Annotated in this window: 13 protein-coding genes; 7 read left to right on the top strand and 6 right to left on the bottom strand. The window is 40.3% G+C overall.

Annotated elements, in window-relative coordinates:
* Nucleotides 1-56: 56 nt before the first annotated feature.
* From cysK to AC1M9F_RS13290, 4 genes are all read right to left on the bottom strand, one after another.
* A complete protein-coding gene (cysK, locus tag AC1M9F_RS13305) occupies nucleotides 57-1,055 on the bottom strand; it encodes a cysteine synthase A (RefSeq protein WP_092768396.1) in 999 nt (332 codons plus the stop codon).
* Between the two features lie 122 nt (nucleotides 1,056-1,177).
* A complete protein-coding gene (locus tag AC1M9F_RS13300) occupies nucleotides 1,178-1,852 on the bottom strand; it encodes a class I SAM-dependent methyltransferase (protein WP_481589518.1) in 675 nt (224 codons plus the stop codon).
* Between the two features lie 101 nt (nucleotides 1,853-1,953).
* On the bottom strand, nucleotides 1,954-3,645 hold the full coding sequence (locus AC1M9F_RS13295) for an AMP-binding protein (protein ID WP_481598000.1): 1,692 nt from the start codon (nucleotides 3,643-3,645) through the stop codon (nucleotides 1,954-1,956).
* A gap of 102 nt (nucleotides 3,646-3,747) precedes the next feature.
* Entirely contained in the window at nucleotides 3,748-4,374 is a 627-nt protein-coding gene (locus AC1M9F_RS13290; protein WP_092768402.1) for a TetR/AcrR family transcriptional regulator, read from the bottom strand.
* A 145-nt stretch (nucleotides 4,375-4,519) separates the two neighbouring features.
* Between AC1M9F_RS13290 and AC1M9F_RS13285 the strand changes: the two genes are divergently transcribed.
* The 7 genes from AC1M9F_RS13285 to AC1M9F_RS13255 all read left to right on the top strand — a co-directional run bounded on the left by AC1M9F_RS13285 (nucleotide 4,520) and on the right by AC1M9F_RS13255 (nucleotide 12,495).
* Entirely contained in the window at nucleotides 4,520-5,692 is a 1,173-nt protein-coding gene (locus tag AC1M9F_RS13285) for an isovaleryl-CoA dehydrogenase (RefSeq protein ID WP_092768404.1), read from the top strand.
* A 26-nt stretch (nucleotides 5,693-5,718) separates the two neighbouring features.
* Nucleotides 5,719-7,320, top strand: a complete 1,602-nt coding sequence (locus AC1M9F_RS13280) for a carboxyl transferase domain-containing protein (protein ID WP_481597999.1) — start codon at nucleotides 5,719-5,721, stop codon at nucleotides 7,318-7,320.
* A gap of 12 nt (nucleotides 7,321-7,332) precedes the next feature.
* Nucleotides 7,333-8,133 carry an enoyl-CoA hydratase/isomerase family protein gene (locus tag AC1M9F_RS13275; RefSeq protein ID WP_481597998.1) on the top strand — a complete coding sequence of 267 codons (801 nt, stop codon included), beginning with the start codon at nucleotides 7,333-7,335 and terminating at the stop codon, nucleotides 8,131-8,133.
* A gap of 13 nt (nucleotides 8,134-8,146) precedes the next feature.
* On the top strand, nucleotides 8,147-10,141 hold the full coding sequence (locus tag AC1M9F_RS13270; protein ID WP_481597997.1) for an acetyl/propionyl/methylcrotonyl-CoA carboxylase subunit alpha: 1,995 nt from the start codon (nucleotides 8,147-8,149) through the stop codon (nucleotides 10,139-10,141).
* On the top strand, nucleotides 10,141-11,073 hold the full coding sequence (locus AC1M9F_RS13265) for a hydroxymethylglutaryl-CoA lyase (RefSeq protein ID WP_481598010.1): 933 nt from the start codon (nucleotides 10,141-10,143) through the stop codon (nucleotides 11,071-11,073). Before AC1M9F_RS13270 ends, AC1M9F_RS13265 begins: the two co-directional genes overlap by 1 nt.
* Before the next feature lie 78 nt (nucleotides 11,074-11,151).
* Nucleotides 11,152-11,856, top strand: coding sequence for a CoA transferase subunit A (locus tag AC1M9F_RS13260; RefSeq protein WP_092768413.1), 705 nt, complete (start codon nucleotides 11,152-11,154; stop codon nucleotides 11,854-11,856).
* A gap of 3 nt (nucleotides 11,857-11,859) precedes the next feature.
* A complete protein-coding gene (locus AC1M9F_RS13255) occupies nucleotides 11,860-12,495 on the top strand; it encodes a CoA transferase subunit B (protein WP_481597996.1) in 636 nt (211 codons plus the stop codon).
* A 37-nt stretch (nucleotides 12,496-12,532) separates the two neighbouring features.
* On the opposite strand, the gene AC1M9F_RS13250 is transcribed toward AC1M9F_RS13255, so the two are convergent.
* Both AC1M9F_RS13250 and AC1M9F_RS13245 read right to left on the bottom strand, forming a co-directional pair.
* The gene (locus AC1M9F_RS13250) at nucleotides 12,533-13,624 is read right to left on the bottom strand and encodes a phospholipase A (protein ID WP_481597995.1); all 1,092 of its coding nucleotides are present in this window, start codon (nucleotides 13,622-13,624) and stop codon (nucleotides 12,533-12,535) included.
* Nucleotides 13,625-13,697: 73 nt separating this feature from the next.
* Complete coding sequence (locus AC1M9F_RS13245) at nucleotides 13,698-16,637, bottom strand: insulinase family protein (protein ID WP_481597994.1); 2,940 nt, start codon at nucleotides 16,635-16,637, stop codon at nucleotides 13,698-13,700.
* Nucleotides 16,638-16,872: the final 235 nt, after the last annotated feature.

Genomic DNA, 16,872 nt, shown 5'->3' with positions numbered 1-16,872 from the left:
AAATCACAAAAAAACGGCCATGAAGACCGTTTTTTTAGAATGCTTTGACTTTCTCATTAATCTGCTGAGATATCTTCGAATAAAACTGAAGATAAATAGCGCTCTCCAGCATCAGGTAAAATCACCACTATGGTTTTACCTGCATTTTCAGGTCGTTGAGCAAGTTCATGAGCGGCCGCTAATGCTGCACCACTTGAAATACCCACAAAAATCCCTTCTTTGATTGCAGATTGACGAGCAAAATCAATTGCTGTTTGATTTTCAACCGCGATGACTTCATCCACCAAATCTAAATCTAGGTTTTTAGGAATAAAGTTTGCACCAATGCCTTGGATTTTATGTGGTCCCGGAGTGAGTGTTTCGCCACGCTTCGCTTGTCCAATAATTGGCGAGTCTGCTGGTTCAACTGCAACTGAGTAAAGGGCTTGATTTTTAACTTTCTCAAAATAACGCGAAATACCAGAGATCGTACCTCCCGTACCTACACCAGCCACTAAAATATCAACCTTACCACCCGTTGCTTCAAAAATTTCAGGTCCAGTTGTAGTTTCATGAATGGCAGGATTTGCTGGGTTTTCAAATTGCTGAGGTAAATAATAAAGCTCTGGGTTCTCAGCAACTAAACGTTCTGCTTCTTGAACAGCACCATTCATCCCTTTAGCTGGATCGGTTAATACTAAATGAGCACCCAATGCTTTGAGTACTTTACGGCGCTCGATACTCATACTTGCAGGCATAGTCAGTGTGATGTCATAACCTTTAGCAGCAGCAACAAAAGCTAGCGCAATCCCTGTATTACCACTCGTCGGTTCAACAATATGCATGCCTGCTTTAAGCACACCACGTTGTTCTGCATCTGCAATCAAAGCAGCACCAACACGGCATTTTACTGAAAATGCTGGGTTACGTGCTTCGACTTTGGCAAGAACTGTAGCCCCACCCTGTATTACACGATTAATGCGAATGAGCGGTGTATTACCAATCGCTTCAGCGTTATTACTGTATACCGCGATTCCACGATTAGAAGTTTGTGGAAATTGAGTCTCTGTGGTCATGAACAATCCTTATATTCATAAAACAATACTTTTATCATAATCCTTTTTCATTTTAGATATATAACCATTTGTACGATTTTCATATAAGATAAAATGAATAGGTTATTCTAAATATGAAATTATCACTTTACTGCTTTTAATCCATAAAAATTAGACATTTGACAGAAAGTTCTTAAATTTTGATAACCAGCCTGAAGGTATAGATTCTTCATCTCTTTCACTGTCATTAAATTAAAGTCATCATGTATTCTTTCCAACATGACCTGACTTTGTTTTTCACTTAATCCTATTTTTGTCACCAAATTTTTTAATACTAACTGATCATTTGGTTCTTCGAATTGCATCAGATCGAAACTCAGAACCACGCCATCTTGTTTCAAAGCATGGTAAATATCACCTAAAAAACTCTTTTTGTATGCATGTGAAACAAAATGAAAAACCAAAATACTCAATACTGCATCAAAATTTTCAGAATATTTCTGGAGCACCGTCGTGTCACCTTGCAGAATTATGACTCGGTGCATTTGCTGCTTAAACTGAACGATCTGTTTTGTTTTTTCAAGCATCGCTGCCGATGGATCAAACACAACAAACTCCGCCTTTGGAAAATGATCTAATAAATAATTCAGTTCAAATCCAGTTCCGCACCCGACAATGGCAATTTTAGCCTCTTCTTTGAGATGAGTTTCAAGCAACGCCAGTATATGTAGATGCATCAGTTCATATCCTGGTATGAGCTGCCTGATATGTTCATCATAGTTTTCTACGATTTTTGGGTGATCAAAATTCTTTGCCATATCGCTCTTCTACTATTTTTTAAAATTAAGCCGAACTTAGTGAACTAAGTTCGGCTTTGTTGTTTTTCTAGCTTGAAGTTAAAAATATCACTCAATGACGATTAAGCACTCTCATCAAAAATATTGAGTTGCTCACGCATATATTCTTGGAGTTTAAACTTCTGAGCCTTACCAGAAGCAGTCATTGGGAACTCTTTAAGAAAATGTACATATCGTGGCACTTTATTATGTGAGATATTGGCTTTGCAGTAATCTTTGATCACTTGTTCAGAACATTCATGTCCTTCATGCAAAATAATACAAGCACATAACTCTTCGCCATATTTCGGGTCAGGAAGCCCAATGACTTGAACATCGCTAACAGCCGGATGTTTATATAAGAAGTCTTCAATCTCTTTAGGGAATAAATTCTCACCTCCCCGAATCACAACATCTTTAATGCGACCTTTGATTTTGATAAAGCCTTCATCATCCATTTCAGCGATATCACCGGTATGCATCCATTTTGCGACATCTACGACTTCTCGTGTTTTTTCTTCTTCATCCCAATAGCCCAGCATGACTGAGTATCCTCGTACACACAACTCTCCGAGTTTGCCACGAGGCACTACTTTACCGTGTTCATCGACTATTTTAATTTCGATATGTGGATGAACTCGACCAACAGTGCTCACTCGTTGTTCTAGCGAATCTTTGATCGAACTTTGTGCACTTACTGGCGCTGTTTCAGTCATGCCATAACAAATCGTGATATCTCGCATATGCATACGCTCAATGACGCGCTTCATGATTTCTTTTGGACATGGACTGCCAGCCATAATGCCAGTACGCAATGTAGTCAAATCAAATTCGTCAAATTGCTCATGATCAAGCATGGCAATAAACATGGTAGGCACACCATATGCCGCGTTACATTTCTCTTGTTCAATCGCTTTAAGACTATCAAGAGGATTAAATACAGCAGATGGATAGATCATGGTTGATCCATGTGTAATACAGGCGAGATTACCCATCACCATACCAAAGCAATGAAATAACGGTACAGAAATACAAACTCGATCTTGAGAAGTCAGTTTGATTGCCTCTCCCACAAAATACCCGTTATTCAGAATATTATTGTGTGTCAGCATGGTCCCTTTGGGGCTACCTGTCGTTCCGGAGGTAAACTGGATATTGATGGTTTCATCGAATTGAAGACCAGATGCTATCTCATTAAGTTGATCTAACTGCTCTGAAGTCGGTTCAGCCAATAAATCACTAAAGCGATAAAACCCAGTATGTTGTTGATCATCTATTTTGATCAAATACTTTAAATGCGGCAATTTTTCAGCATTTAAAACGCCATTGGTCGTATGCAAAATTTCTGGTGCAATTTGCGTCAAAATTTCTTGATAATTGGTCGTCTTAAAGGTCGATGCAATGATCAATCCTTTGCAAGATACTCGATTGAGTACGTATTCTAGCTCGTAGCTTTTATACGCAGGATTTAAGTTGACCAAAATAATTCCAGCCTTGAAGGCTGCAAATTGTGCGATCGTCCATTCCACACAATTAGGGGACCAAATCGCTAGACGATCTCCCTTTTCTAAACCGATTTTTAATAAACTACATGCAAAAGCATTTACTTTCTCTTGTAACTGCTGATAGGTCAAACGTACATTTTGATGCACACTGACCACAGCATCCTGATCGGCATATTGTAGGCATGCTTGATCAAATTTATGGCCTATGGTCATACCCAATAAGGGTTGCTCACTGGTGCCATAGGCATAACTGAGTCGTAATTGCGTCATTGAATCATACTCCTTGATTCTATTTTCTTATATCAATCCAATATTTCGTTATTAATTACGCGATTACTCGTTTAAACATGACATCCTTTTGTGTGAATTAAATTAATTTTCCTCCTTTGCCTTAACTGCATTGACACAAAAGTCTGCAATTTGCTTAACGAAATAACCTTTATAACCGTCATCAAACATCACATTACGCGATGGATTTAAAGGTTCAATCACAACGAATGTCATCGCACCAACCACGCATAATGCAGCTGTATTTAAATCTTCAAATTCGAACTCACCATTGACCTTTCCTTCGGCAAGAATCTCCTTAATGGATTGTTTTATCAGTTGCTTACTTCTAAAACGTTCATGCTCAATCGTTGGGTCTACGGGCTCAAACATGAGTGAATATGCAAGTTGAGGGCTATTCAGAGCACGTTTTACGAAAGCAGTGACGGCCTTTGTCAACTTCTCAGTCGAAGTCCAATCATTTTTTGCAATCTGATTCAGAATATCGACCTCACCTTTGATGGCCTGTGAAAGCACTTCAATCAAAATCTGATTTTTGTTCTCAAAATAGCGATAGACCAAACCACTCGAGACACCAGATTTATCTGCAATCGCTTGCACTTGTGCATCTTTAAAACCACCACCCGCAATAAGTTCGCGCGCGGATTGCAGTATCGATTGACGATTTTGCTCCATACGCTCTTGCATCAAAGTGGATCTTTTATAACTCATAATTGTTCACCCAATCAACTAAAATGAATTATAAATCATTTTCTGAATCTATATTCACTTTTTTAAAAAATAACTGTATTGTATTTCTCAAGCAAGGACAAAATGCTTCACTGGAAATAAAAATTAAATTTTAGGATGAATGAAAATGAATTTACAGAGTATCGACTTTGGACTAGACGAAACACTAATCGCTTTACGTGATTCTGTAGCTGCATTCTGTGCAAAGGAAATCGCACCTATTGCTCAACAAGTTGATCAAGACAACTTATTTCCAGCTCACTTATGGAAAAAATTTGGTGATATGGGGTTACTTGGACTTACCGTGAGTGAAGAATACGGTGGTGTCAATCTGGGTTATTTGGCTCATATCATTGTCATGCAGGAAATTTCACGAGCATCTGCTTCCATTGGACTTTCATACGGGGCACATTCAAATCTTTGTGTGAATCAAATTAACCGTAATGGTAGCGAAGAACAAAAACAAAAATATCTTCCTAAATTAATTTCTGGCGAATATGTCGGTGCTTTGGCAATGTCTGAACCGAATGCGGGTTCAGATGTCGTTAGTATGAAATTACGTGCTGAAGATCATGGTGATCACTTTGTACTTAATGGCTCAAAAATGTGGATTACCAATGGTGGAGATGCTGACGTGCTGGTGGTTTACGCCAAAACTGACATCAATGCTGGTGCCAAAGGCATGACTGCTTTCATTATTGAAAAAGGCATGGAAGGCTTTAGTCATGGGAGTCACTTAGACAAACTCGGAATGCGTGGTTCAAATACTTATCCCCTGTTCTTTGACAATGTCAAAGTGCCTAAAGAAAACGTCATGGGTGGTGTGGGTAACGGTACAAAAGTGCTCATGAGTGGATTAGATTACGAGCGTGCAGTTCTCAGTGGTGGACCACTAGGCATTATGGATGCATGTTTAGATGTGGTCATCCCATACATTCATGAACGTAAGCAATTCGGTCAATGTTTAGGTGAATTCCAGCTCATGCAAGGCAAAATTGCGGATATGTATTCTACATGGTTGGCAAGCAAGGCTTTGGTTTATGCCGTGGGTGCAGCATGTGATAAAGCTGATCATGATCGTGGTTTACGTAAAGATGCAGCAAGTGCCATTCTCTACTCAGCTGAAAAAGCAACGTGGATGGCTGGTGAAGCAATTCAAACCCTTGGGGGCAATGGTTATATCAATGATTACAGCACAGGTCGATTGTGGCGTGATGCCAAACTCTATGAAATCGGTGCAGGAACTTCTGAAATTCGACGCATGTTAATTGGTCGTGAGTTATTCAACGAAACCAAATAATTCAAGTTAATACAAGGAAGTCATTGATGAACGAAATTAAAAGTAAAATCAATCCACGTAGTGAAGAGTTTAAAATCAATCAAGCTGCAATGGTTGAATTGGTCGCAGACTTAAAAAAACAAGCTCAAACCATTGCCTTAGGTGGTGGAGAAAAAGCACGTCAGAAGCATTTAGCACGTGGAAAACTATTACCGCGTGAGCGCATTGATCAACTCATTGATGCAGGAACTGCCTTTCTTGAAATTGGTCAACTCGCTGCTTATCAAGTTTATGCTGACGATGTACCAGCCGCAGGTGTGGTTGCAGGTATTGGTCAAGTGCATGGTGTGACATGCATGATCGTTGCCAATGATGCAACAGTTAAAGGAGGTACATATTATCCTTTAACTGTAAAAAAACATTTACGTGCGCAAGAAATTGCTGAACAAAATCATCTTCCTTGTATTTATATGGTCGACTCAGGCGGTGCATTTCTGCCAATGCAGGATGAAGTATTCCCTGATCGCGATCATTTTGGACGAATTTTTTACAACCAAGCACGCATGTCGAGTAAAGGTATTGCACAAATAGCCGTGGTTATGGGGAGTTGTACTGCGGGTGGCGCATATGTCCCTGCCATGTCCGATGAAACGATTATTGTCCGCAATCAAGGCACGATTTTCCTCGGTGGTCCACCTTTGGTAAAAGCTGCAACAGGTGAAGTGGTGACTGCTGAAGACCTTGGTGGTGGCGATGTTCATACCCGTTTATCTGGTGTCGCAGATCATCTTGCAGAAAGTGATGAACATGCGATTCAAATTGCACGCAATATTGTTCAAAACCTAAATATCGAACCGAAAGCATTTAAGACCGAAATTGAAGAACCACTTTATAGTGCTGAAGAACTCTATGGTGTCATTCCGAGTGACTCACGCAAACCCTTTGACATCCGTGAAGTGATTGCACGTATCGTAGATGGTTCAAGACTTGATGAATTTAAGGCTCGTTTTGGTACAACCTTAATTACAGGTTTTGCATCTATCTACGGCATGAAGGTCGGAATCATTGCCAATAACGGAATTTTATTTTCAGAGTCTGCTCAGAAAGGTGCGCATTTCATTGAACTGTGTACGCAACGCAATATTCCATTGCTCTTTATCCAAAATATCACCGGTTTCATGGTCGGTCGCCAATATGAAAATGAAGGTATTGCCAAAAATGGAGCCAAATTGGTCATGGCAGTAGCGACCGCAAATGTTCCTAAAATCACCTTGGTGGTCGGTGGTTCTTTTGGTGCAGGCAACTATGGAATGTGCGGTCGAGCATATTCTCCTCGCTTCTTATGGACTTGGCCGAATTCACGTATTTCCGTAATGGGCGGTGAACAAGCTGCTAGTGTTCTCTCCACGATTAAGCGTGATCAAATTGAGCAACGTGGTGAAACTTGGTCAGCTGAAGAAGAAGATCAATTCAAACAACCTTATCGTGATCAATTTGAAAAGCAAGGACACCCTTATTATGCATCTGCACGGTTGTGGGATGACGGTGTGATTGATCCAGCAGAATCACGTCATGTCTTAGGTCTGAGTTTGGCTGCTGCATTGAATGCACCAATTGAACCAACTCAGTTCGGCGTGTTCCGCATGTAAGGAGAAAATAACATGAGTTATGAATTTTTACAGCTTGAAATTGAACGCCAAGTTGCGACCGTATGGATTAATCGTGCTGAATTACACAATGCATTCAATACACAAGTGATAGAAGAGCTGAATCACTGTTTCACAACTTTAAATGCTAATGATGACGTTCGTGTTGTCGTTTTGGCAGGTCGTGGTAAAAGCTTTTCTGCAGGTGCGGACCTCAATTGGATGAAACAAGCAGGTCAAGCATCAAAAGTGGAAAATGAAGAGGATGCATTGAAACTTGCCAAAATGTTACAAAGTTTAGCCACGCTGAAACAACCGACTATCGCACGTGTCCATGGTATTGCATTTGGCGGCGGCATGGGGCTTGCTTCAGCATGCGATATTTGTGTGGCTTCCACTGATGCTAAGTTTGCCACTTCAGAAGTGAGATTAGGTTTAGCACCTTCAACGATTAGTCCATACGTGATCCGTGCCATCGGTGCTCGTCAAGCATCTCGATATTTTCTCACGGCTGAACGTATTTCTGCAGAACAAGCAAAGCATATTGGTCTCGTCCATGAAGTTTGTCAGCCAGAACAGCTGGATGCCACCGTATCGGAAATCATTGATGCAATTTTGCTTGGTGGCCCTGAAGCTCAAGCTGCTTCAAAGTCTTTGATTCGTTTAGTTGATCATCAAGAAGTCACAAAAGATTTACTCATTCAAACCGCTCAACACATTGCACACGTACGTCAAGGTGATGAAGCCAAAAATGGCTTAACTGCTTTTTTAAATAAACAAAGCCCAGCATGGATTCAAGCAACGGCAGAACAATAAAAAGGAATTCAATATGTTTAAAAAAATTCTCATTGCAAACCGTGGCGAAATTGCATGTCGTGTGATTCGTAGTGCACAAAAATTAGGTATCGCAACGGTTGCAGTCTATTCAGATGCAGATGCCCAAGCGCAGCATGTCAAATTAGCGGATGAAGCCATTTATATTGGTGAATCCCCTGCTGCACAAAGTTATTTACAAGCAGATCGTATTATTCAAGCTGCACTTAAAACAGGAGCTGAAGCCATCCATCCAGGTTATGGTTTCCTATCTGAAAATGACCAATTTGCTGAAGCTTGTGAAAAAAACAACATCACCTTTATAGGGCCTCCAGTGGCTGCCATCTTAGCCATGGGTTTAAAAGCAACGTCTAAAGCATTGATGGAAAAAGCAGGTGTTCCACTCACACCCGGTTATCATGGCAGCAATCAAGACACAGATTTTCTTAAACAACAAGCTGATCAGATTGGTTATCCTGTGCTGATTAAAGCCAGTGCAGGTGGTGGCGGTAAAGGCATGCGCTTAGTGGAGCGTGCTGAAGACTTTATTTCTGCACTGAACTCATGCAAAAGTGAAGCGAAATCAAGCTTTGGCAATGATGACGTTCTAATTGAACGTTATGTTGTCAATCCTCGTCATATTGAAGTGCAAGTTTTTGGTGACAAACATGGCAATTATGTTCACCTCTTTGAACGTGATTGCTCTGTGCAGCGCCGTCACCAAAAAGTCCTAGAAGAAGCCCCAGCCCCTAAAATGGCCGAAGTTAAACTCGAAGCGATGCGTGAAGCTGCGATTAATGCTGCCCGAGCAGTAGACTATGTCGGTGCTGGAACGGTTGAGTTCATTGTTGAGCAAGATGGTACAGCTTACTTCATGGAAATGAACACTCGCCTTCAAGTTGAACACCCTGTGACGGAAATGATCACAGGACAAGATTTGGTTGAATGGCAATTACGTGTTGCTTATGGTGAACCTTTGCCAAAACAACAGTCTGAATTAAAAATTCATGGCCATGCACTTGAAGCTCGTGTTTATGCAGAAGAGCCAGAGAAAGGATTTCTCCCAGCAATTGGAAAAATTAATTATCTTCATTATCCGACTCAAAATGAATGTGTCCGTGTTGATAGTGGCATTGTGCAAGGTGATGAGATCACAACGTTCTATGATCCAATGATTGCTAAACTCATCGTATGGGGAGAAAATCGTGAAGCAGCACTCGTCCAAATGCATCATGCTTTGAGCCACTTTCATGTCGAAGGCTTAGGCAACAATATTGCATTTTTAGATCGCTTAGTGGCATGTGACTCTTTCAAAAATGCCAATCTAGATACCAATTTAATTCAGCGTGAAGATGAGTTCCTATTTAAAACCACGACTCCTTCTTCGTCTGAAACAATTGTCACAGCAGCATTTATTGAACTGCATTCTCAGTTAAATGAATCCAAGCGTACAAGCCATCCAGTTTGGAAAGCAAAACCCCTTTGGAGAAATAATGTTGATGCGCGTACACCGATAAAACTTGAACATCGTGGACAAACGTATCAAGTTGAATTTATCTCAACTTCACAAGGGTTCGAAGCACAGCTTGATGGCGAAAGCTACGCTATCTCAGGTCAGTTGCTCAATGAAAATCTCATGGCGATCTATACCTCTTTCGGTCAAGAGAAAATCAGTTTTAAAAAAACCAATGATGCGGTCACCCTCTTTAAAAATGGGCAGACTTTTAAATTTGAACTCATCAAACCTAATTTTAATACAGATGATCAATCCTCATCTGACTCAAATCTAAAAGCGCCAATGCCGGGTGCAGTGACACAAGTATTTGTTTCAGCAAATCAACGTGTAAAAAAAGATGAAGTGTTATTAACGTTAGAAGCAATGAAAATGGAATACGCTATACGTGCACCATTTGATGGTGTCGTAGTCGCTGCTTATTTCCAACAAGGTGATCAAGTGAAAGCTGGTGATGAGCTGGTTGAGTTTCAAGCTGCTGAGGAGAATGCGGCATGATGAAAACAACCAATCAAACCACACCAAATCACGATAATTTTGTGAAAATCGTTGAAGTTGGACCTCGTGACGGTCTTCAGAATGAAAAAACACCCTTAACATTCGAAGACAGACGCAATCTTATTCTTGATTTGATGAAAACTGGTTTGAAGAATATCGAAGTCGGTTCTTGTGTATCTGCAAAGTGGGTACCTCAAATGGCAGAAAGTGATCAACTCTATGCTAGCCTACCACATGATGAAGATATCCAGTTCAGCTTACTGACACCAAACCTTAAGGGATTTGAGTCAGCTTTAGCTGTAGGCTGTAAAGAAGTTGCGGTTTTCACCGCTGCTTCTGAAAGCTTCACTCAAAAGAATATAAATTGTTCAATTGAGGAAAGTTTTGAGAAGTTTGCTGATGTATTACAGCTTGCTCAACAACATGATATTAAAGTACGCGGATATGTTTCATGTATCGTCGACTGCCCTTATGAAGGTCCAATTGATCCATCTAAGGTTGCTGAAGTCAGTGCAAAGTTAATTGATCTAGGTTGCTACGAAGTATCCTTGGGTGAAACCATCGGCACAGCTACACCTGATCGTGTTTCCAAAGTTTGGAATGCATGTTTGGAACGAATTGAACCACAACTTTTAGCTGGTCATTTTCACAATACCTACGGCATGGCAATTGCCAATATCTATCAATCACTGACACAAGGCATCCGCATATTTGACTCATCGATTGCAGGACTTGGCGGTTGTCCTTATGCCAAAGGTGCTTCGGGTAATGTATCCACTGAAGACTTATTTTATCTCTTGTCCAATACGGGCTATGAGACTGGCATTGACCTAGATGCCCTGATGCTTGCGAGTCGTAACATTAGTCAAGTTTTGCAACGAAACAATCCATCTAACTATGCCAATGCGTATTGGCAAAAAAAATGTGCTTAGTACGTATCAGCATTATGAAATGATAAAGATCAGAAGCTGATTCAGGATGAACAAAATAAAAATACAATGAGGTGTTCAATGACGAACAAAGTGTATGAAAGTGCTGAAAGTGCACTGAACGATATCATTCAAGATGGTCAAACCTTAGCTGTTGGTGGTTTTGGCTTATGTGGTATTCCTGAGGCTTTGATTGCTGCCCTGAAACAAACAGGAGCTAAAGAGCTGACTTGTATTTCAAACAATGCAGGTGTAGATGGTTTTGGTTTGGGATTACTACTCGAAACAAAACAAATTAAAAAAATGATCTCGTCCTATGTCGGAGAAAATAAAGAATTTGAGCGACAATACTTAAATGGTGAACTTGAAGTCGAGCTAACCCCTCAAGGCACTTTGGCTGAAAAACTACGTGCTGGTGGAGCTGGGATTCCTGCATTTTTTACCCAAACAGGCGTAGGTACGTTGATTGCAGAAGGTAAAGAAGTACGTGAGTTCAATGGTAAAGAATATATTTTAGAACCCTCATTAACTGCAGATGTCGCTTTGGTCAAAGCGTATAAAGCAGATAAGGCAGGTAACCTAATCTTTAGGAAAACAGCTCAAAATTTTAATCCCGTTTGTGCGATGGCTGGGAAAATTACAGTCGCTGAAGTTGAGGAAATTGTAGAGATCGGTGAGCTCGATCCCGATTCGATACATTTGCCCGGCATTTATGTAAATCGTATCGTTCTTAACACCACACCAGAAAAAAGAATCGAACAAATGACCTTAAAGGCGGAGGCATAAGTTATGGCATGGACGCGTAATGAAATGGCACAACGAGCTGCCTTGGAACTCGAAGATGGATTTTATGTCAATTTAGGGATTGGATTGCCAACTTTGGTTGCGAACTACATTCCTGAAAACATCAATGTTTGGCTCCAATCTGAAAATGGTTTGTTGGGAATTGGCGAATTTCCAACAAAAGAAACCGTAGATGCTGACCTGATTAATGCGGGTAAGCAAACTGTTACGGCGCGAGCAGGTGCCGCGTTCTTTTCCAGTGCTGATTCATTTGCCATGATCCGTGGTGGGCATGTGAATATTGCGATACTTGGCGCTATGGAAGTCTCTGAGCAAGGTGATCTTGCGAATTGGATGATTCCAGGGAAAAAAGTCAAAGGTATGGGTGGAGCAATGGATTTGGTGGCTGGCGTACAAAAAGTCGTGGTGCTGATGGAACATTGTGCCAAAGATGGCACCCCAAAAATTGTTCCAAAATGTTCACTGCCCCTTACAGGTAAAGCAGTCGTTCATCGCGTGATTACAGATCTAGGGGTTTTAGATATCACGCCTCAAGGGGTAAAACTGATAGAACTGGCTCATGACGTTACCTTTGATGAGATACAGAAAGTGACTGGAGTTCCCCTAATTCAATCGAAATAAGATCGCAAAAAAAACCACGCTAAGCGTGGTTTTTTATTTAGAAAGCATTCATTAAAGAGACGCCTATACCCGCATAGGTAGCACGATGATTATAATCAATCAAACTCTCACCATACCCATCGAATAATTGAAAATGACCTCTAAGTTTGCCACTGATTGGAAATGCCCAATCAAATTGAACAGCTCCTCGAGAATCATCCCCACCCTTAAGTGAATGTCTTAACATCAAGCTAAAATCATGATCATTCCAACGGTAAAAAGTCGTTAAATCACCACGACCAATATAGTTTTTAATGTCAGGATTGTTATCATCATTGAAATCTTCTTCAATTCGATACCAAGGTCGAATAATCATAGCGAAATTATCACGCTCAAATCCTAAGTTCAGCATCACACGGTTCCAACTACGTGATAAAGGATCCGAACGTCCATTTGATTGATGATTCAGCGTTAAACCGAGTAAGCGACCATTTAAACCTAAAAATTCATAGTTGGTTCTAAACACAATACTTGCTTCAGGTTCATAATTCGTTTCACGAAATGGTCGTGATTCTTCAGAGTTGTAAACCTGCCAACGAGATGACTGGGTATAACCTAACCAAATATCGCCATTATTCCCGATTAAGTTTTCAACAGCTTTGGTTTTGAGTGAAATTTGAAACTTAGACTCTAAAGACTTTAAATTTTGATCATCTTTTACGGTGTTTTGAGGATTTGGACTCGATGGAAATTCGTTCTTATCAGACGTCCAAAATGCAGGAAGTAAATAGACAGGTTGATGTGCACGTATATTCCATGTACCTAATTTACTGTCTTCAGCCAATTCCCATCGTTTATCAAGCAACGATGAATTTGGTGTAATTACAGGACCTTCCACTGAAAACAAGTTTTCAACTTTTTGTTCGATTTTAGACTTTAAATCCTGTGGTTCAACCTGCGGTGCTGGTATTTCACGCGCAGCCTGACGCTCAGAAACATACGCAGGTTGCTCAAGTTCAGGGGCTTTGAACAATGCATCATAACAGGCTAAACGCTCTGCATTTGAATCAAGTGCAACGCACGCTTGTGGTGACGCTGGATTCGCTGGTACCACATCTGTTGCCCAAACTGTCTGTATAGGCAAACACATAAACGACGACACACCCAACCATATTGGTGAACGTTTTATTCTATTTCGCATTGGCTAAGCCCCATTTTTAATTTTAATTCACTTGTTTTATTGAAAACCCAAGTTCTGCAAGTTGCTCTTTTTTAGCCATTGGTGCTACAACAGCCTTCGTTGGTTTTTGATTCACTAAATACGTTTCTGCTACACGCTTTAGATCATCTAACGTTACATTGAGCAAACGCTCTCGTAAAGTTTTTCTGAATTGAGGCGTACGTCCATGCAATAATGCATAACATGCAGTAATTGCTTCACCTGCTGGAGAACCTGGCTTATCCATGCTCGATACAAGACCCAGAATCGCCTCTTCAAGTTGGTGTGGTTTTTGTTCAGTATTCAGTAACCAATCAATACTTGCTTCAAAATCTTGGAAAGTTTCTGCTAAACGTGGATCACGATAACTATAGAATCTAAACGCACAAGCATTTCCATCATAGCTTGCACCACCGCCATAAGCGCCTCCTTTTTCACGGATTGCACTGTGCAGGAAACCATTTCGTAGATAAGCCGCAAGCACCATTAACGGTGCTGCATCCGGATGAGAAACTTCAACTGCTGGATAAGCAGAAGCACAGAATTGGACATTGGATTGAATCAGCCATGCTTCGTCATTTTGCGTTTGTTCAAAATTAACTTCAGCAAGATGCACTGGCTCACGCTTCACTTCAAGTTTATCCCAAACATTTTGAATTTCTTCAATTAAACGTTCAGACTGTTGCTCTTCACAGACCAGTAGGAACTGTTTAGGCGCGAGTAACAACAAACGGTGAATATTTTGCAACTCTTGAATGAAGTTCGCATATGCTTGTTCATCTGTTTCAATGCTTTGAACAAGCTCGCTCAGCCAATTAAGCGCACCTAAGCCGGTATTATTATAATCACGTAATGCCAATGCACTCATATTACGAGAAGCAATCTGCATGGCATAGCTATGTCCAGAACCAGACAAACGGGATGCCCAACGCGTCTTACGCTGTTGTAAAAGTTCAATAATACGGTCCTTTTCATCAAAACGCAGTTTCTCAAATGCCAATTTTAACAATTGAATCGTATCTAGTTTGTGGGCAAGCGATTTGGTTGTCAGCGTTAAAAATGCGCTAATTTTACCTTTATCATCAACTTTACTACGTAGAGATGCCCCCATACCAAGGCCACCACTTACCGCTGTTTGTAATTGCTGTAATTCTAAATAATTATATTGACCTGCACCGACCTCGCCCATGAGCACGGAGAGTAAGTTAAAGTAAGGTGATTTCACGACTTGGTCAGGAATTTGAATAATCACTTGTTGATAATAAATTCCGTTAGTACCAGCATGGTATAAGTTCAAGGGTGTATCTAAGTTATTAGAAATGATTTCTCTCAATTGACCTTGAACGACTGGAAGTTCGGCAGGAATATCTTCTAAACCAACTTTCGGCAATAAATCTAAGTTATCAGGAGTTGCCTGTCTTTCATTTAATGCCTCAGTCTGGCGTACAATTTCCGCTTTTTCATCATCTGTTAAGCGTGCGCCTATATCAGCTAAACGCTGTTTTTCTGCTTCAGCCTCTAATTTCGATTTATTCGCATCTGGTACAAGCGTCATCTGTACACGATGCGGATTATCAATCAAATGGGTCTTAATCAGATTAGGCAACCACATCGGGTCTTTCAACTGCTCTTTCACTTGCTCAATGGTCGAATCTACATCCCAAACATGTATTGGATCATTATGATGAATTGCACTGCTTAAACCATTGAGGATGAGGCTTAGACCATAAGGCGTGCCATCTCCACCAATTTCTCGTTGGTGTAATTCAATTTGATGCAAAATCGCATCAACCAATGACTGATCTACAGGCTTCGAGGCAACCTCGTTCAGCACATTCAACACACCGTTTTTGAATGTTTCTGCATGTTCAGGATTTGAACCTTGAATACCACAGTAGAAAGTCATTTCATAGTTAGAATCATCAAGACCTAAAATTGGTCCTGTAGATTGAGCATAACCACACGTTTCTAAATAGTGACGTAATGGTGAAGCAGAATCTTCCAATAAGATCCCTTCAGCCAAGCGTAAGCCTAAACGAAGTTGAATATCACTAGATTCAGGAAGTAACCATGCCAGTACATGGTAGGTTTTATCTTTCAAATCTTCAGCATCTACCGCGTAAGTCTCTGTCACCTCAATAGGTGCTTCTAGACGCTGTTCTGGTGTCGAATATAAGGTTTGACCTTTCTTAAACTTAGATAACGCTAAAGTTTCAAACTGCTCTTGTAACTCATAGGCAGATTGATTACCAAAAGTCATGAAAATAGCGTTACTTGGATGATAATGTGACTTATAGAAACTGACTAACTCTTCGTAAGTTAAATCAGGAATATCCTTAGGATCACCACCTGAATTATAGTGGTAAGTCGTTTTAGGGAATAAATGATGAGCAAGTTGGTGATATAACTGATCTGAAGGTGAACTCATTGCACCTTTCATTTCATTAAAAACCACACCCTTGTAAACAGGCTCACCATTTTCCAACTCAATTCGGATACCTTCTTGAGCGAAATCCAAAGGGTTTAAATTGGCTGCAAATGCTGCATCCAAATAGACAGAAAGTAAGTTTTGGAAATCTTTTTTATTCTGTGTCGCAAATGGATAAGCTGTCCAATCGGCAGCTGTAAATGCGTTCATAAACGTATTTAGAGAACGACGGATCATTAAAAAGAATGGATCACGTACAGGAAATTTTTCAGAACCACATAATGCAGTATGCTCAAGAATGTGTGCTTCGCCTTTTGAATCCATCGGTTGTGTACGGAAAGCAACTAAAAAAACATTTTCATCATGTTCAGTTGCTAGATGAAAATGCACAGCGTCAGTTTCTTTATGACGGTATTCTGAAACTAATATATCGAGTGCGGCTACATGATGTTGACGTACCAACTGAAACGCGGGATGAACGGTGTTTTGAATGGTTTCAGTAACATCTACGGTCATGTGTGCTCCTTAATTTACATAAATTTTAACAAAGATCATTATACTGATAGTTCAATACAATTCATCATTTATACAACAAACTCTAACTATTTTCCGAGTAAAATAGTCAGATTAAAACTAAATCAATAGAACTATATCGGAATTAAATAATTCATTTCGATTAAATGCGGGTTAAAGCTTGAAAATCAAGCAATACGCTACTGAATTCAATCGCATTGGTGTAAAATCGTTTTCT

This window comes from Acinetobacter sp. ANC_7504 (genome assembly GCF_056779995.1).
This window is presented reverse-complemented; position numbering and strand designations above follow the sequence as displayed.

Bases quoted from the DNA above. Each gene is read 5' to 3' on its own strand.
- AC1M9F_RS13280 (WP_481597999.1), top strand. From the start codon at position 5,719: ATGAACGAAATTAAAAGTAAAATCAATCCACGTAGTGAAGAGTTTAAA.
- cysK (WP_092768396.1), bottom strand. From the start codon at position 1,055: ATGACCACAGAGACTCAATTTCCACAAACTTCTAATCGTGGAATCGCG.
- AC1M9F_RS13285 (WP_092768404.1), top strand. From the start codon at position 4,520: ATGAATTTACAGAGTATCGACTTTGGACTAGACGAAACACTAATCGCT.
- AC1M9F_RS13270 (WP_481597997.1), top strand. From the start codon at position 8,147: ATGTTTAAAAAAATTCTCATTGCAAACCGTGGCGAAATTGCATGTCGT.
- AC1M9F_RS13300 (WP_481589518.1), bottom strand. From the start codon at position 1,852: ATGGCAAAGAATTTTGATCACCCAAAAATCGTAGAAAACTATGATGAA.
- AC1M9F_RS13260 (WP_092768413.1), top strand. From the start codon at position 11,152: ATGACGAACAAAGTGTATGAAAGTGCTGAAAGTGCACTGAACGATATC.
- AC1M9F_RS13250 (WP_481597995.1), bottom strand. From the start codon at position 13,624: ATGTGTTTGCCTATACAGACAGTTTGGGCAACAGATGTGGTACCAGCG.
- AC1M9F_RS13295 (WP_481598000.1), bottom strand. From the start codon at position 3,645: ATGACGCAATTACGACTCAGTTATGCCTATGGCACCAGTGAGCAACCC.
- AC1M9F_RS13265 (WP_481598010.1), top strand. From the start codon at position 10,141: ATGAAAACAACCAATCAAACCACACCAAATCACGATAATTTTGTGAAA.
- AC1M9F_RS13275 (WP_481597998.1), top strand. From the start codon at position 7,333: ATGAGTTATGAATTTTTACAGCTTGAAATTGAACGCCAAGTTGCGACC.
- AC1M9F_RS13245 (WP_481597994.1), bottom strand. From the start codon at position 16,637: ATGACCGTAGATGTTACTGAAACCATTCAAAACACCGTTCATCCCGCG.
- AC1M9F_RS13255 (WP_481597996.1), top strand. From the start codon at position 11,860: ATGGCATGGACGCGTAATGAAATGGCACAACGAGCTGCCTTGGAACTC.
- AC1M9F_RS13290 (WP_092768402.1), bottom strand. From the start codon at position 4,374: ATGAGTTATAAAAGATCCACTTTGATGCAAGAGCGTATGGAGCAAAAT.